Source organism: Cedecea selenatireducens (assembly GCF_042138895.1).
Lineage (GTDB): Bacteria > Pseudomonadota > Gammaproteobacteria > Enterobacterales > Enterobacteriaceae > Cedecea > Cedecea selenatireducens.
The window spans coordinates 1-16,627 of record NZ_JBHIKW010000013.1 but is presented as its reverse complement, the minus strand read 5'-3'; the positions used below and the strand labels follow the sequence as shown (position 1 = coordinate 16,627).

Here is a 16,627-nt window from a genome sequence, read left to right as displayed (position 1 = left end):
TCCTTCGCCTGAGGTTTGTCAACAGCCTGATTAATTTGATGAAAACGCGATGAAAAGAAAAATATCCTGGTTTTATGCGGCGGCGGTAGGCATCAGCGCCCTGCCTGTTACGGCGGTGAACGCGGCTGACGCGACCCCGGCTCCGACGGTTCCTGCCGTGGCTACGGCAAACCAGGCGGTGGTGACACCTCAGCCTGGGTCGACGGACGCGGTGGTGCCTGCAACGCCTGCGGAAAACGCCCCTATGGTTGGGCAGGTTTTGCCGGGTGTGCCGGGTGCAAATGCACCCATCGTCGCCGAAAATGTGCCTTCTCGCGATGTGAAGCTGAATTTCGCGCAAATTGCGCCGCCGCCGGGAAGTATGGTGTTAACCGGCGTGCAGCCGAACAGCGGGGTTGAGTTTGGCATGCGTCGGGATGAAATCGTCTCGAAAGCGCTGCTGAATCTTGAATACACGCCTTCGCCTGCCCTGCTGCCGGTGCAGTCTCAGCTGAAAGTTTATCTTAACGACGAGCTGATGGGCGTTCTGCCGGTCACCAAAGAACAGCTGGGCAAAAAGACGTTTGCTCAGGTGCCGGTCGATCCGCTGTATATCACCGACTTTAACCGCGTGCGGCTGGAGTTTGTCGGCCACTATCGCGATATCTGTGAAAACCCGGCCAGCAGCACGCTGTGGATGGATGTCGGGCGCAGCAGTTCGCTGTCGCTGACCTATCAGCGTTTGCCGGTGCAAAACGACCTGTCGCACTTCCCGGTGCCGTTCTTCGACTCGCGCGATGACCGCCCGCTGACGCTGCCGATTGTTTTTGCCGCCAGCCCGGATATTGAGCAGCAGCGCGCCGCAGGGATTGTCGCCTCATGGTTTGGCTCCCGCACGGCGTGGCGTGGGCAGAGCTTCCCGGTGCTTTTCAACCAGTTGCCGACAAGCAACGGTATCGTATTTGCCACTAACGACAAGCGTCCTGACTTCCTGCGTGACCATCCGGCCGTGCAGGCGCCAACCGTTGAGATGATAAGCCACCCGGATAACCCATACGTTAAGCTGCTGGTGGTGATGGGGCGCGATGACAAAGACCTCGTGCAGGCCGCAAAAGGGATTGCCCAGGGCAATATCCTGTTCCGCGGCAGCAGCGTCACCGTGGATGATGTGAAGCCATTGCTGCCACGTGAACCTTACGATGCGCCAAACTGGGTGAGAACCGACCGCCCGGTGACGCTTGGCGAAATGAAAGGCTACCAGGAGCAGCTGCAGTCCAGCGGAGTGCAGCCGGGTGCGATTAGCGTGACCATGAACCTGCCGCCGGATCTCTATCTGCTGCGCAGTAACGGGATCGATCTGAACCTGAAATATCGTTACACCGCGCCAGCGATGAAAGACAGCTCGCGCATGGATATCAGCCTGAACAACCAGTTCCTGCAGTCGTTCAGCCTGACGCCGAGCGAAGAGAACAGCAAGCTGCTGCTGCGCCTGCCGGTGCTGCAAGGGCTGCTGGACGGCAAAACCGACGTGGCCATTCCGGCGCTGCGCCTGGGTGCCGCCAACCAGCTGCGCTTTGACTTCTCGTACATGAACCCGATGCCGGGTGGTTCGCTTGAAAACTGTATTACTTACCAGCCGATTCAAAACCACGTTGTGGTGGAGGACGAGTCAACTATCGACTTCTCCAACTACCATCACTTTATTGCGATGCCGGATCTGCGTACCTACGCGAATGCTGGCTTCCCGTTCAGCCGCATGGCCGATCTCTCGCAAACTATCGTGGTGGTCAGCAAGGAGCCTAAACCTGCTCAGGTGACCGCGCTGCTGGACGCGCTTGGCACCATTGGTTCGCAAACCGGCTTCCCTGCCGTAAACGTGAATCTGACGGATGATGGCAGCACAATTCAGGGCAAAGATGCGGACATCATGATAATCGGCACCATTCCGCCGACGATGAAAGATGACAAACGTATCGATCTTCTGGTTGAAGCCGCGCAAAGCTGGGTGAAAACGCCGGTCCGCCAGACGCCGCTGCTGAGCAGCGTTTCCGATCCAAAAGATCGCGCGGCGGATACGCAAACCACGGTCAATTCCAAAGGTGCGATGGCCGCCATCGTGGGCTTCCAGTCGCCGTATAACGACCAGCGCAGCGTCCTCGCTTTACTGGCCGACAGCCCTCGCGGCTACGAACTGCTGAACGGTGCGCTTAATGACAGCGGCAAACGTGCGGCGATTTCCGGGTCCGTGGCGGTGATTCGTGAATCCGGCGTCGATAGCCTGCGCGTGGGTGATATTTACTACGTTGGCCATCTGCCCTGGTTCGAGCGCATCTGGTACGCATTGTCGAACCATCCGGTTCTGTTGGCTATCTTTGCGGCGATAAGCGTAGTGCTACTGGCCTGGGTGCTGTGGCGCATCCTGCGTATTATTAGCCGCCGCCGTATCGATCCTGAAGACGAGTAATCACGATGAAAATCAGCTCCGTACTGCTGATGGTCGGGCTGATGTTGACAGCCGTTACCGGGCAGGCCGCCTGTACCTGGCCTGCCTGGGAGCAGTTTAAACAGAACTACATCAGCGACCAGGGAAGGGTTATCGACCCCAGCGATGAACGCAAAATTACCACCTCGGAAGGGCAAAGTTATGCGCTCTTCTTTGCGCTGGCCGCTAACGACAGGGCAATGTTCGACCAGCTGCTGAGCTGGACGGAAAACAACCTTGCAGAAGGGGCGCTAAAAGACCATCTGCCCGCCTGGTTATGGGGCAAAAACGACAAAGACGAGTGGACGGTTTTAGACACTAACTCTGCCTCTGACGCCGACATGTGGATTGTCTGGAGCCTGCTGGAGGCGGGGCGTTTGTGGCATGAGCCTGCCTATAAGCGCCTTGGCGAAAAGCTGCTTCAGCGCGTGGCGAAAGAGGAAGTGATTAAAATCCCTGGGCTTGGTTTTTCACTGTTGCCTGGGCGTGTGGGTTTTAACCATTCCCCTGAGTGGCGGCTGAACCCAAGCTACCTTCCGCCGCAGGTGCTACAGCGGGTGGTTCGCTACCGTGGCCCATGGCCGGCGATGCGGGCGGCTAATCAGCGGTTACTGCTCGAGACTGCGCCAAAAGGATTCTCCCCAAACTGGGCTGACTGGCGCGAAGGCAAAGGCTGGCAGTTTGCGACAGATGATGCCCGCTACGGCAGCTATGACTCGATACGCGTTTACCTTTGGGTTGGCATGATGGCCGACGACGATCCGCACAAGGCCCGGCTGCTAAAGGCATTCCAGCCGATGGCCGATATGACGATTAAACAAGGTTTGCCGCCGGAAAAAGTCGAGGTGCAAACCGGAAATATTCAGGGCAACGGGCCGGTGGGTTTCTCCGCCGCGATGCTGCCTTTTTTACAGGATAGCGAAGCACGGGAAGTGCAGCGCCAGCGGGTTAAGGACAATTTCCCCCAGGCTGACGCCTATTACAGCTACGTTTTAACGCTCTTTGGTCAGGGATGGGATCAAAAACGTTTTCGCTTCAATTCTCTGGGTGAATTAATCCCGAGCTGGGGTCAGGTATGCGCAAGTTCTCATTAAGTTTAGTCACTCTCTCACTGGGCATGGCGCTGATGCCGATGGCCCAGGCCGCCCTGACGCCTCAGCAGCAATTGCTCGATCAGGTGCGTATGGGCGAGGCCAGCAAGCGCGAAGATATCGTGCGTCAGTCCCTTGCCCGACTGGAGCTGATGGCACCCGACGATCCGGACGTTATTTCAGCCCGGATGCGCTACATGCTGCGCCAGGGTGACAACGCCGGGGCGAAAAAGCAGCTGGAGCGGCTGGCAAAGCTGGCCCCCGGTTCTGATGGCTACAAACAGTCTCAGTCCACCATGATGTTGACCAGCGCGGACGGCCGCCAGCAGCTGCAGGAAGCCCGGTTACTCGCGGCCAGCGGCCACACCGAGCAGGCTATTACGGCCTATGAAAAAATGTTTGGCGGCAACCCGCCTGAGGGTGATTTAGCGATTGAATACTGGATGCTGATGGCGAAGCGTCCCGGTGGTGCTAACCAGGCGATTGATAAGCTCAAAGCGCTGGACGCTGCCGCGCCGGGGAATGCCGAGCTGCGTGGCAACCTGGCACGCCTGATGTTTGCCAACGACCGCAGCGCCGAGGCTTACCAGATGCTGGAGAAGATGTCGAAGTCCAACAGCAGCCGGGGCGATGCCGCTGTGCAGTGGTATGGTCAAATTAAGAACCTGCCGGCAGGGCCAGAAAGCGTGGCGGCTTTGCAGCGTTTTCTCACCGTGTTCACCGAGGGCGATACGGTCGCCAGCGCGCGTGAACAACTCGCACAGCAGCAAAAGCAGCTGGCCGATCCGGCCTTCCGGGCGCGTGCTAAAGGTTTAGAGGACGTCAGCGGCGGGCGCGGAAACCAGGCGATCCCGCAGCTGAAAGAGGCGTTAAACGCTAAGCAGAACGACAGCGAAGTGGTTGGCGCGTTGGGGCAGGCTTATTCCCAGCAGGGAAAACGTGCCCTGGCGGTGCAGCAGTTTGAAAAAGCGATTCAGATGGATCCTGAAAGCGATAACCGCGGGAAGTGGGACAGCTTGCTCAAAACGAACCGCTACTGGCTGCTTATTGAGCAGGGTGATACCCAGCTAAAAGCCAATAATCCGGATGCCGCGCTGCAGAAGTACCAGCAGGCGCAAAGAATTGATAATACCGATAGCTATGCGGTGCTGGGCTTTGGCGATGTTGCCGTCGCCAAAAAAGACGACGCGGGCGCCGAGCGTTATTACCAGCAGGCGCTGCGCATGGATCGTGGGAACAGCAACGCCATTCGCGGTCTGGCAAACGTTTATCGCCGTCAGTCGCCGGAGCGCGCTGCGGCCTATATTCAGAGCCTTTCCTCCAGCCAGCGCAAAAGCATAGATGATATTGAACGCAGCCTGACGGCAGATCGCCTGGAGCAGCAGGCTACCGCGCTGGAAAGTCAGGGGCAGTGGGCAAAAGCAGCGGACGTTCAGCGTCAGCGGCTCAAGCTTGACCCGGACAGCGTATGGATTACCTATCGCCTGTCTAACGATCTCTACGCCGCCGGGAAGCATAGCGAGGCGGATAGCCTGATGCGAGGTCTTGCCCAGCGTAAACCTGGCGACCCTGAGCAGGTCTTCGCCTACGGGCTTTACCTTTCAGGCAATAACCACGATGCGGCGGCGCTGAGCCACCTCAATACGCTGCCAAAAGCGCAGTGGAACGATAATATTCATGAGCTTGCCGACCGGTTGCAGTTCAACGAAGTGATGCAAACGGCTAACCGCCTGCGGGACGGCGGTAAAGAAAAAGACGCCATTGCGCTGCTTCAGCAGCAGACGCCGTCCGATCGCATTGATTTAACGCTGGCCGACTGGGCCGCCGAGCGTGGCGACCGTACCACGGCGAAATCGCAGTATCAGAAAGTCCTGCAGCGCTCGCCGAATAACGAAGACGCGCTGTTAGGCTTAACCGAGGTGCTGATCGCCGAAGGTGATAAACCGCAGGCTCGTGATCTGCTGGCTAAGCTGCAAACAACCCCGGCGGGCGTTACCCCGTCGATCAATACCCAGCGCCGGGTCGCAAATGCCTGGGCTGTTTTGGGTGATAACGAAAAAGCTGCACAAACCTATGCCCCGATTCTGGTTGCGGCGAAAAGCCAGCCGCCGTCGATGGACAGCGCGCTGGTGATGCGTGATGCCGCCCGCTTCCAGGCCGCAAGCGGCCAGCCGCAGCAGGCGCTGGAAACCTATAAAGACGCGATGGTGTCTTCAGGTATCACCCGGACGCGCCCGGTGGATAACGACAGCTTCACTCGCCTTACGCGTAATGACGAAAAAGACGACTGGCTGAAGCGTGGCGTGCGTAGCGACGCCGCCGATCTTTATCGTCAGCAGGATGTGAACGTGACGCTTGACCACGAATACTGGGGTTCCAGCGGCACGCCGGGTTATTCAGATTTGAAAGCGCACACCACCATGCTGGAAGTGGACGCCCCGCTCAGCGATGGACGCATGTGGTTCCGTACCGATATGGTGAACATGGATGCCGGATCGTTCAAAGATAACGGCTCGGGCTACAAGGAGCGCTGGGGCACCTGTGCGGAACACAACTGTTTCGGCAACACAAAACAGAGTGGCAACGGCGCAAGCCTGGCCGTTGGCTGGAAAAACGATACGTGGCAGACGGATATAGGCACTACGCCGCTGGGCTTTGACGTCGTTGATGTCGTGGGCGGCGTGAGCTACAGCAACGACCTCGGGCCGATTGGCTACACCGTGAATGCGCACCGACGCCCAATCTCCAGCTCCCTGCTTTCCTTCGGCGGGCAGCGGGATCCGAATACCAATACCGTGTGGGGCGGCGTTCGGGCAACCGGCGGCGGTGTCAGCCTGAGCTACGATAAGGGCGAAGCTAACGGCGTCTGGTCCAGCCTGAGCGCAGACACGCTTACCGGGAAAAACGTGGCCGATAACTGGCGCGTGCGCTGGATGACGGGCTACTACTACAAGCTGATCAACGAGAATAACCAGCGCCTGACCGTCGGCCTCACCAATATGGTCTGGCACTATGAAAAAGATCTTAGTGACTACTTCCTCGGCCAGGGCGGTTATTACAGCCCGCAGAAATACGTGTCGTTTGCCGTGCCGGTGACCTGGCGTAAGCGTACAGAGAACTGGTCCTGGGAGCTGGGCGCTTCCGGCTCCTGGTCCTATTCCCACAGCAATGCGGGCATGCGCTATCCGCTGCGTAACCTCGTGCCAAATAACACTAACGCCTACCCGGACGATCTCAATGGCTATCCGGACCGTAACGACCCATCCTCAGCCAGCAGCAGCAACGGCTTCGGCTACACGGCCAGGGCGCTGGTAGAGCGCCGCATCAGTTCGCACTGGTCAATCGGTGCCGGGATTGATATTCAGCAGGCCAAGGATTACACCCCAAGCCACGCGCTGATTTTCGTTCGCTACTCGATGGCGGGCTGGCAGGGCGATATGGATATGCCGCCGCAGCCGCTGGTGCCTTACGCAGACTTCTGATTGGGCGTATTCTAAGACGGCGGGTTAGCCCGCCGTCAGCGGTTCTTCAGCCCGACGTTGACTCAAATTTAGCCATAAAAGCAGAATTAGCCGATTATCCAGGGGCGAGGATTAAAAACCGTGGCAATGCAGTATACTCTGCGGGCATAAGAATATCCTGATGCCGGGCGTGGCGTGGGTTAAGCATAAGCGGAGAGTCAGCTTGCGAGTCAGTCGTTCCCTAACGATAAAACAGATGGCTATGGTGTCAGCCGTGGCCCTGGTGTTTATTTTTATTTTTATCGTCATTCAGCTGTTCCATTTTGTGCAGCAAAACCGCTACGACACCGCCACCCAAATGGAGAAAATCGCCCACTCCATTCGTCTTCCGCTGTCTGACGCTATCCTTCGGGCGGACATTCCTCAGGCCGAGGCTATCCTGCACCAGATCCAACCTTCCGGCATTATCAGCCGGGCGGACGTGGTGCTGCCGAACCAGTTCCAGGCGCTTCGGCTTAGCTTTATACCGGAACACCAAATCCCGATGCTGATCACCCGCGTGTTTGAGCTGCCGGTGCAGATATCTCTCCCGCTTTATTCGCTGGAGCGCCCGGCTAACCCGCAGCCGCTGGCTTATCTCGTGCTACAGGCCGACTCGTGGCGCATGTATCGCATCATCATCAGCACGATTTCCACCCTGTTGACCACCTATTTGCTGCTGGCGCTGATTCTGACCGTGGCGATCAGCTGGTGCATCAATCGGCTGGTGGTGCATCCGATCCGTAAGATTAGCCGCGAGCTGGATGGCCTTAACCCCCAGCAGGCGGGTGAGCACCAGCTAACGTTGCCGCCGCTGCACCATGACGATGAAATCGGCATGCTGGTGCGCAGCTATAACCGCAACCAGCAGGTTACGCTGCGTCTTCAAGAGCAGATGAACACGATGAGCACCCACAATCCGATCACCGAGCTGCCAAACAAAGCGCTGCTGCTGGCGCTGATTGAGCAGATGGTGGTGAACGAGAAACACGGTGCGCTGATGTTAATCGGCAGCGAAACCTTGCAGGATGCGGCCGGCGTGCTGAACGAAGAGCAGCGCGAGATGCTGCTGCTGACGCTGGTGGAAAAAATCAAACCCGTGCTGCCTGCCAACGCGGTGCTGGCCCAGCTCAGCCTGAATGATTTTGGGCTGCTGCTCTACGGCGTCAGCGACCCGTGGTATGCGATGTCGCTGGCGCAGAAAATCATGGAAACGCTCAATGCCCGTTTGCCGGTTCAGGCGCTTCAGCTGAAGCCAACCGCCAGCCTCGGCATTGCGATGTTCAAGCCCGGGCTCAGCGCCGAGCAGCTTTACCGTCGGGCGGCCTCGGCGACGCTTTCTGCTCGCCGCTGCGGGAAAAATCAGATTCAGTTCTTCGACCCCGATCAAATGGAAAAAGCGCAGCGTCGCCTGACCGAAGAACACGATATTTTAAACGCGCTGGAAAAACACCATTTTGCCGTCTGGCTGCAGCCGCAGGTGGATATGCGCGACGGCAGCGTGGTCAGCGCCGAAGTTCTGCTGCGTCAGCGCCAGCTGGACGGCAGCTGGAGCCTGCCGGAAGGGTTGATTGAACGCATTGAGGCCTGCGGAATGATGATTACCGTCGGTAATTGGATCCTCGAAGAGTCCTGCCGCACCCTGTCTGCCTGGCAAAGCAGGGGCATTACGCTGCCGCTATGCGTGAACCTCTCTGCGTTACAATTGCTGCATGAAGAGATGGTGCCGTCGCTGCTGGAGCTGCTTAAGCGCTATCGTATCCAGCCCGGCACGCTGATCCTCGAAGTGACCGAAAGCCGCCGCATAGACGACCCGAAAGCGGCGGTGAATATCCTGCGGCCGCTTCGCCAGGCTGGGGTGCGCATCGCGCTGGACGATTTTGGTATGGGCTACGCCAGCCTGCGTCATCTGCACCACATGAAAGCGCTGCCGATTGACGTGCTGAAGATAGACAAAAGCTTCGTGGAAGGGCTGCCGGAAGACAACGCGATGGTGGGGGTTATCATCGCGATGGCCAAAGCGCTGGACCTGAAAGTGGTGGCCGAGGGCGTTGAGCAAGAGGCACAGCGCGAGTGGCTGGTGGCGCACGGCGTTATCTACGCGCAGGGCTTCCTGTATGCCAAAGCCCGCACCCTGGAGCAGTTTGAAAGTGAATTTCTTGCTGCCTGAATGAAAAACATTAGTTACAAATGTTGCGAGCTGGATCGGTTCAGTTCAAGTTTTTAACAATTCCGTTAACAAAGTCGATCGAGGCCACTTCTGCGTTTTTTTTGGGGTGATATGTTGAGTGCCGCAGTGATACCGGTCCCTGAGCCGGGCTGCGGTTACTCTCCGTCCCAAGGATACTCTAATGAAAACCTCACTCTTCAAAAGTCTGTATTTTCAGGTGCTGACCGCAATTGCCATCGGCATTTTGCTGGGTCACTTTTACCCGGAATTGGGTGCCCAAATGAAACCGTTTGGCGACGCGTTCGTTAAACTGATTAAAATGATTATTGCGCCCGTCATCTTCTGCACCGTGGTGACCGGGATCGCGGGCATGGAAAGCATGAAAGCCGTGGGCCGTACCGGCGCGGTAGCGTTACTCTATTTCGAAGTTGTCAGCACCATCGCGCTGATTATCGGGCTTATCGTGGTCAACGTGCTGCAGCCTGGCGCGGGGATGAACGTTGATCCGGCGACGCTGGATGCTAAAGCGGTGGCGGTTTACGCCGAACAGGCTCAGCAACAGGGCGTGATTGCCTTCCTGCTGGACGTGATTCCAGGCAGCGTGATTGGCGCGTTTGCCAGCGGTAACATCCTGCAGGTGCTGCTGTTTGCCGTGCTATTTGGCTTTGCCCTGCATCGCCTGGGCCACAAAGGCCAGATGATCTTTAACGTCATCGAAAGCTTCTCTCAGGTTATCTTCGGTATCATCAACATGATCATGCGCCTGGCGCCTATCGGGGCGTTTGGTGCGATGGCGTTCACCATCGGGAAATACGGCGTCGGCTCTCTGGTTCAGCTGGGCCAGCTGATTATCTGCTTCTACATTACCTGCCTGCTGTTTGTGATTCTGGTGCTGGGCTCTATTGCGCGCGTCACCGGCTTCAGCATCTTCAAGTTCATCCGCTACATCAAAGAAGAGCTGCTGATTGTGCTGGGAACGTCCTCTTCCGAGTCCGTGCTGCCGCGCATGCTCGATAAGATGGAAAAACTCGGCTGCCGTAAATCCGTTGTTGGCCTGGTTATTCCAACCGGCTACTCCTTCAACCTGGACGGCACGTCGATTTATCTGACGATGGCGGCGGTGTTTATCGCTCAGGCGACCAACAGCCACATGGATATCTTCCACCAGATAACGCTGCTGGTGGTGCTGCTGCTCTCCTCTAAAGGAGCTGCAGGCGTGACCGGTAGCGGCTTCATCGTACTGGCTGCAACCATCTCTGCGGTAGGGCATCTGCCGGTCGCCGGTCTGGCGCTGATTCTGGGTATCGACCGCTTCATGTCCGAAGCCCGTGCGCTGACCAACCTGGTGGGTAACGGCGTGGCGACCGTCGTGGTGGCCAAATGGGTGAAACAGCTGGATGAAAAACAGCTTCGCCAGCAGCTGGATAATCCACAATCCGACAAAAAAGTGACCGAAGTCTCCCACTAATCCGACCAATTGCCCGCAGCGACTTGCCCTCGCTGCGGGCGACTCTGCATAATTACCCCGCTAAATATTCAACACTCTCTATTTTTCACTTTCTTAAGTGACGTTTTCGCAGAAATGCGGTCAAACGGATTGGTGAAACGTCACCTATGTCGGTCTGCGGACGTCGAATGCCGCGCCGATGTGCTACTTTTAACCAGGATTGTTTTTAGGGGTTCACATGCAGGGCACCAAGATTCGACTTTTAGCTGGCGGATTGCTGTTAGCAGCAATGGCCGGTAACGTGCAGGCAGAAGCACTCCAGCCGGACCCGGCCTGGCAACAGGGAACGCTTTCTAACGGCTTCCAGTGGCAGGTTTTATCCACTCCCCAGCGCCCAAGCGATCGCGTTGAAATTCGCCTGATGGTGAATACCGGTTCGCTCGCCGAAACCGCTCAGCAAAGCGGTTACAGCCACTTTTTACCGCGCATGGTGTTGACGCAGGCTGGCGGCCTGCCGACGAGCCAGGCGCGTTCGTTATGGCAGCAAAGCAGCGACCCGGAGCGCCCACTTCCTCCGGCTATCGTCTCGTATGACTTCACGCTGTTTAACCTCAGCCTGCCGAATAACCGTAATGATTTACTGAAAGAAGCGCTGATGTTCCTGGCGACGAATACCGGCTCGCTGGACGTGGCCTCTGGCACCGTGACCGCTGCGCTGCACGCGCCGGATATGGTTGCCACCTGGCCGATGAACACCAAAGACAGCTGGTGGCGCTATCGCCTCAAAGGCTCCACGCTGCTGGGCCATGATCCGGCAGAAAGCCTCAAGCGCCCGGTTGACGCCGCGCAGCTGAAAGCGTTTTACGACAAATGGTACACCCCGGACGCCATGACCCTTATCGTGGTCGGCAACGTAGACAGCCGCAGCGTAGCGGAACAAATCAACAAAACGTTCGGCGAGCTGAAAGGCAAGCGCGAAACGCCTGCGCCGGTGCCAACGCTCTCCCCGCTCAAGCCTGAGCCGGTCAGCCTGATGACCGATAGCGTGCACCAGGACAGGCTTTCTCTGATGTGGGACAACACCTGGCAGCCGATTCGTGAGTCTGCGGCGCTGCTGCGCTACTGGCGTGCGGACCTGGCTCGCGAAGCGCTGTTCTGGAACGTGCAGCAAAGCCTGGGCAAAAACGGCGTTAAAGACCTGAACCTCAGCTTCGACTGTCGCGTGCTCTATCTGCGTGCCCAGTGCGGGATAAACATTGAGTCGCCAAACGATAAGCTGAACGCCAGCCTGACCAGCGTAGGCCGCGAGCTGCTGCGAGTGCGTGATAAGGGCCTGTCTCAGGAAGAGTTTGATGCGCTGATTGCCCAGAAGAAGGGCGAGCTGACGAAGCTGTTTGCCACCTACGCGCGCACCGACACCGATGTGTTGATCAGCCAGCGCATGCGCTCGCTGCAGAACCAGGTTGTCGATATTGCGCCGGAACAGTATCAGAAGCTGCGCCAGGACTTCCTCGACAGCCTGACCGTGTCGATGCTCAACCAGGACCTGCGTCAGCAGCTGTCTCAGGATATGTCGCTGATACTGCTGCAGCCTAAGGGCGAGCCTGAGTACAACATGAAGGAACTGAAAGCGACGTGGGATAAGGTGATGGTTCCAGCCGCCGCGCCGCCGGTGACCGACGATCCTAAGCAGGATGTTTCGGATATTCCTCCGGCTTCTTAGTGCCGGGATTGCCCCTCACCCCGACCCTCTCCCCATAGGGGAGAGGGGGAATTCTTTTAGCCCTCGGGGTGAGGGTCCACTTATTTGGGCATTGCTTCCAGCGGGATAATCGCCCCGCGAAACTGGATCACCGTCCCTGCCGTCAGATGGCCGCGCTTCGCGGCTTCTTCCGTCGTTCCTCCGGTTAAACGCACCGCCAGGTAGCCTGCGCTAAACGAATCCCCTGCCGCGGTGGTATCCACAACGTTTTCTTTCGCCAGTCGAAGGGCGGGGACTTCGAGTTCGCTTGCACCTCTGATCGACACCAGGCAAGACTCTGCGCCCCGTTTGATAACCACTTCTTCTACGCCTGCAGCGTGCGTCCGGCGAATCACCTCACCTGCCGGGGCAGTGCCCCAAAGCAAGTCTTCATCATCCAGCGTCAGGAAGGCAATATCCGTGCAGGCCAGCATCTGCTGGTAAACGCGCCGTGTCTCTTCGGGGCTGGCCCATAGGCGTGGGCGATAGTTGTTGTCGAAAATCACCTTGCAGCCGTTGGCTCTCGCCTGCTTCAGCATTGCCAGCAGCTTCTCGCGGCTGGTTTCGTTGAGGATAGCCAGGCTAATACCGCTCAGGTAGAGATAATCGAACTGTGCCAGTTCGGCGCAAATTTCCTCTGAACGCTCGCTCTCCAGCCAGAACCGCGCCGCCGCTTCGTTACGCCAGTAGTAGAAGGTGCGCTCGCCGTGGGCGTCGGTCTCGATGTAGTAGAGGCCCGGAAGGCGGTGTTCCAGGCGCTGAATCAGCGCCGTATGCAGCCGCTCCTTACGCCACGTGTCCAGCATCTGCTGGCTAAAGCTGTCTTCGCCAAGGGCGGTGACATAGTGCACTTCAAGCTCGCTTTCGCTGATCTGGCGAGCGAGATATACGGAGGTATTTAAGGTATCGCCACCAAAGCCGCGCTGCAGCTGAGCGCCGTTCTGAGACAGTTCAATCATGCATTCGCCAATCACGGCAATTTTCTGAGTGGGCATAGGAAACCTGATGATGAAATGAACAAAAAGACTGTTTTTTCGCATTCTCCGCCGTGGTGAAAAGTGAGTCAAACATTTTAAAACAGTGTTTCGGAAAATTTTGATGTGCGCCAGGTTGTTGTGATTGTGACAAAAATCGCTCTAGTCGATTTTGCTGCGAAAGCGAACATAAAGTTCTCAATTGCCACGCCGATAACCTTTCGACGAGCCATGTAGAGTCATCAGGTCAAACAGGATGTACAGATGAAGTTGAAACAGATTACTCACCGGCTGCATACGCTTGAGGCGAGCGTTGAAAGTTTGCAGGAGCGACGATTTTGGCTGCAGTGCCAGCGGCGCTATACCTTTCAGCCGATTTATAAAACAGACGGGAAATTGATGGCAGTGGAGCTGCTCACGGTGGTGACGCATCCGGCCGAGGCAGACGTGCGTATTCCGCCTGACCGCTATTTCTCTTCGATCCCCGGCCGCCAGCGTCTTACGGTGGTGGAAGAGCAGCTGCGCCTGCTGGAAGCATGGGAGCAGACCTTTATCGGGCATGACATTCTGGCCTCGGTGAACGTTGATGGCCCCACCCTGATTGCCATGAAGCAGCATCAGCCGATCCTCGATTTGATCGCAAAACTGCCGTGGGTGCGCTTTGAGCTGGTGGAGCATATCAACCTGCCGCAGGCGGCAACTCTGGCCGGTATGCACGAGTTTGGCCCGCTTTGGCTGGATGATTTTGGCACCGGCCTGGCAAACTTTTCTGCGCTGAGCGAAGTGCGTTATGACTACATCAAAGTGGCGCGCGAACTTTTCATCATGCTGCGAAAAAGCGATGAAGGGCGCAATTTGTTCACCATGCTGCTGCAATTGATGAACCGTTACTGCAAAGGCGTAATTGTGGAAGGTATTGAAACGGTTGAAGAATGGAGGGATGTTCAGTCTTCGCCTGCCTATGCAGCGCAGGGCTATTTCCTTTCGCGCCCGGTTCCTTTCGAAAACCTTGAACATGTGCTGATTCACCTCCCCTGATGCCGTTTCGGTCATGCTGGACTATCTTTTAGTCAGGCAGGCCGGCATCAGGAGAGGTAAGAAGGATGACAAGAGCAGGTAAAATTAGCAGTGTAATCGCCGGGATTTTCTTGTTGTTGGTTGTGGTGGCGATCGTCGTGATTGCGACGTTTGACTGGAACCGACTAAAACCAACCATCAACCAAAAAGTCTCGACCGAACTGAACCGCCCCTTTGCCATTCGTGGCGATCTGGGCGTGGTTTGGGAGCGAAACAAAGACGAAAGCGGCTGGCGTAGCTGGGTGCCATGGCCGCACGTTCACGCCGAGGACATTCTTCTTGGCAACCCGCCGGATATCCCCGAAGTCACCATGGTTCATCTGCCGAGGGTGGATGCGACGCTTGCCCCACTCTCGCTCCTCACCAAAACGGTCTACATCCCCTGGATTAAGCTGGTTGAGCCCGACGCCCGAATTATCCGGCTGTCGGAAAAAAATAATAACTGGACCTTTAACCTTGCCAGCTCTGGCGACAACGATCCCCATCAAAAACCGTCCGGCTGGTCCTTCCGGCTGGACAATATTTTGTTTGATAAAGGCCGGATCGCGGTAGACGACAAGGTCACCAGGGCAGAGCTAACGATCCTCGTCGATCCGCTGGGTAAACCGCTGCCGTTCAGTGAAGTGTCAGGCCAAAAGCCGCAGGGGAAGGACGCGGCGAAGGCGGCGGATTACGCGTTCGGGCTGAAAGTGAATGGTCACTACAACGGCCAGCCGGTGGAAGGCAGCGGTAAAATCGGCGGCATGCTGGCGCTGCGCAGTGAAAGCGATAGCGCGTTCCCGGTGCAGGCCGACGTGCGTTCTGGCACGTCTCGCGTGGCCTTTGTGGGGACCGTCAACGACCCAATGAAAATGGGCGGGGTTGACCTCAGGCTTAAATTCTCCGGGGACTCCCTCGGTAACCTTTACGCGCTGACAGGCGTGCTGCTGCCGGATACCCCGCCGTTTGAAACGGACGGCCATCTGCTGGCGAAAATCGATACGGATAAAGGTTCGGTCTTCCGTTACCAGGATTTTAACGGGCGCATTGGCGACAGCGATATTCACGGCTCCCTGACTTACAGCCAGGGCAAACCGCGGCCTAAGCTTGAAGGTGATTTAGTCTCTAAACAGCTGCGGCTGGCCGATTTAGGGCCGTTGATTGGCGTCGACTCAGGGAAGGGCGCAGAGAAGACGAAAAAAGCCAAACAGCAGCGCGGAGAAAGTACGGCGCAGCCCGCCGACAAAGTGCTGCCTTACGATCGCTTTGAGACGGACAAGTGGAACGTGATGGACGCCGATGTGCGCTTTAAGGGGCAGCGTATAGAGCACAGCGGCACGCTGCCGCTCAGCGACCTGAGCACCCACGTGATTCTGAATAACGCTGACCTGCGCCTGCAGCCGCTGAAATTCGGCATGGCGGGAGGGTCCATCAATGCCAATATCCACCTTGAAGGCGACAAAAAACCGATGCAGGGGAAAGCGGATATTCAGGCTCGTCGTCTCCAACTGAAGCAGCTTATGCCAAAGGTGGAATCGATGCAGAAAACGCTCGGTGAGCTGAACGGTGACGCTAACCTGAGCGGGCGCGGTAACTCCGTGGCTGCACTGCTTGGCACCAGCAACGGCAGCCTGAAGCTGCTGATGAACGACGGGCTTATCAGCCGCAACCTGATGGAAATCGTAGGCCTGAACGTTGGGAACTACATTGTCGGGAAGATTTTTGGCGACGAGGAGGTGCGGATAAACTGCGCTGCGGCGAACCTGGATTTGCGTAACGGCATCGCGACGCCGAGGATTTTCGCCTTTGATACCGAAAACGCCCTGATCAACGTGACCGGCAGCACCAACTTTGCCAGCGAACGTCTGGATTTGACCATCGATCCGGAGAGCAAAGGGATTCGTATTATTACCCTGCGTTCACCGCTCTACGTGCGCGGCACGTTCAAAAACCCGGATGCGGGCGTGAAGCCGGGGCCGCTGATCGTTCGTGGTGCGGTGGCCGCTGCGCTTGCGACGCTGGTCACGCCGGCTGCGGCGCTGGTTGCGCTGATCTCAACTTCTGAAGGCAGCGATAATCAATGCCGGACGATTTTGGGGCAGATGAAGAAGTGAGTGAACGTTTCCCCTCACCCCAGCCCTCTCCCCGAAGGGGCGAGGGGGAAATCAGCGTCCCCTTTCCCTTTTA

Annotated in this window: 9 protein-coding genes; 8 read left to right on the top strand and 1 reads right to left on the bottom strand. The window is 57.3% G+C overall.

Translation table 11 applies throughout. The features are described 5' to 3' along the window. The first annotated feature begins 49 nt into the window (after window positions 1-49). The 6 genes from bcsB to ACE38U_RS18370 all read left to right on the top strand — a co-directional run bounded on the left by bcsB (window position 50) and on the right by ACE38U_RS18370 (window position 12,392). A complete protein-coding gene (gene bcsB, locus ACE38U_RS18395; protein WP_375530318.1) occupies window positions 50-2,443 on the top strand; it encodes a cellulose biosynthesis cyclic di-GMP-binding regulatory protein BcsB in 2,394 nt (797 codons plus the stop codon). A 5-nt stretch (window positions 2,444-2,448) separates the two neighbouring features. Further along, window positions 2,449-3,555, top strand: a complete 1,107-nt coding sequence (bcsZ, locus tag ACE38U_RS18390; RefSeq protein WP_038477528.1) for a cellulose synthase complex periplasmic endoglucanase BcsZ — start codon at window positions 2,449-2,451, stop codon at window positions 3,553-3,555. Next, window positions 3,537-7,034 carry a cellulose synthase complex outer membrane protein BcsC gene (bcsC, locus tag ACE38U_RS18385; protein ID WP_375530317.1) on the top strand — a complete coding sequence of 1,166 codons (3,498 nt, stop codon included), beginning with the start codon at window positions 3,537-3,539 and terminating at the stop codon, window positions 7,032-7,034. The genes bcsZ and bcsC overlap by 19 nt, the downstream gene beginning before the upstream one ends. Window positions 7,035-7,236: 202 nt before the next feature. After that, window positions 7,237-9,222, top strand: coding sequence for a biofilm formation regulator HmsP (gene hmsP / locus ACE38U_RS18380; protein ID WP_375530316.1), 1,986 nt, complete (start codon window positions 7,237-7,239; stop codon window positions 9,220-9,222). Window positions 9,223-9,403: 181 nt separating this feature from the next. Continuing rightward, on the top strand, window positions 9,404-10,690 hold the full coding sequence (locus tag ACE38U_RS18375; RefSeq protein ID WP_038477534.1) for a dicarboxylate/amino acid:cation symporter: 1,287 nt from the start codon (window positions 9,404-9,406) through the stop codon (window positions 10,688-10,690). A gap of 217 nt (window positions 10,691-10,907) precedes the next feature. Further along, entirely contained in the window at window positions 10,908-12,392 is a 1,485-nt protein-coding gene (locus ACE38U_RS18370) for a M16 family metallopeptidase (RefSeq protein ID WP_038477538.1), read from the top strand. An 80-nt stretch (window positions 12,393-12,472) separates the two neighbouring features. Here ACE38U_RS18370 and kdgK read toward each other — a convergent pair whose 3' ends face one another. After that, window positions 12,473-13,405, bottom strand: a complete 933-nt coding sequence (gene kdgK / locus ACE38U_RS18365) for a 2-dehydro-3-deoxygluconokinase (protein WP_176981281.1) — start codon at window positions 13,403-13,405, stop codon at window positions 12,473-12,475. Between the two features lie 243 nt (window positions 13,406-13,648). Here kdgK and pdeH point away from each other — a divergent pair, with 243 nt between their 5' ends. Together pdeH and ACE38U_RS18355 are read left to right on the top strand one after the other, a co-directional pair. Further along, window positions 13,649-14,422 (top strand): cyclic-guanylate-specific phosphodiesterase, encoded by a 774-nt coding sequence (pdeH, locus tag ACE38U_RS18360; RefSeq protein ID WP_038477544.1) that lies wholly within the window; start codon window positions 13,649-13,651, stop codon window positions 14,420-14,422. Between the two features lie 65 nt (window positions 14,423-14,487). Beyond that, the gene (locus tag ACE38U_RS18355) at window positions 14,488-16,554 is read left to right on the top strand and encodes an AsmA family protein (RefSeq protein WP_176981280.1); all 2,067 of its coding nucleotides are present in this window, start codon (window positions 14,488-14,490) and stop codon (window positions 16,552-16,554) included. The last annotated feature ends 73 nt before the right edge of the window (window positions 16,555-16,627 follow it).

Excerpts from the sequence above, each read along its gene's own strand:
- bcsC (WP_375530317.1), top strand. The coding sequence starts at position 3,537 with ATGCGCAAGTTCTCATTAAGTTTAGTCACTCTCTCACTGGGCATGGCG.
- bcsB (WP_375530318.1), top strand. The coding sequence starts at position 50 with ATGAAAAGAAAAATATCCTGGTTTTATGCGGCGGCGGTAGGCATCAGC.
- pdeH (WP_038477544.1), top strand. The coding sequence starts at position 13,649 with ATGAAGTTGAAACAGATTACTCACCGGCTGCATACGCTTGAGGCGAGC.
- ACE38U_RS18370 (WP_038477538.1), top strand. The coding sequence starts at position 10,908 with ATGCAGGGCACCAAGATTCGACTTTTAGCTGGCGGATTGCTGTTAGCA.
- kdgK (WP_176981281.1), bottom strand. The coding sequence starts at position 13,405 with ATGCCCACTCAGAAAATTGCCGTGATTGGCGAATGCATGATTGAACTG.
- ACE38U_RS18355 (WP_176981280.1), top strand. The coding sequence starts at position 14,488 with ATGACAAGAGCAGGTAAAATTAGCAGTGTAATCGCCGGGATTTTCTTG.
- ACE38U_RS18375 (WP_038477534.1), top strand. The coding sequence starts at position 9,404 with ATGAAAACCTCACTCTTCAAAAGTCTGTATTTTCAGGTGCTGACCGCA.
- bcsZ (WP_038477528.1), top strand. The coding sequence starts at position 2,449 with ATGAAAATCAGCTCCGTACTGCTGATGGTCGGGCTGATGTTGACAGCC.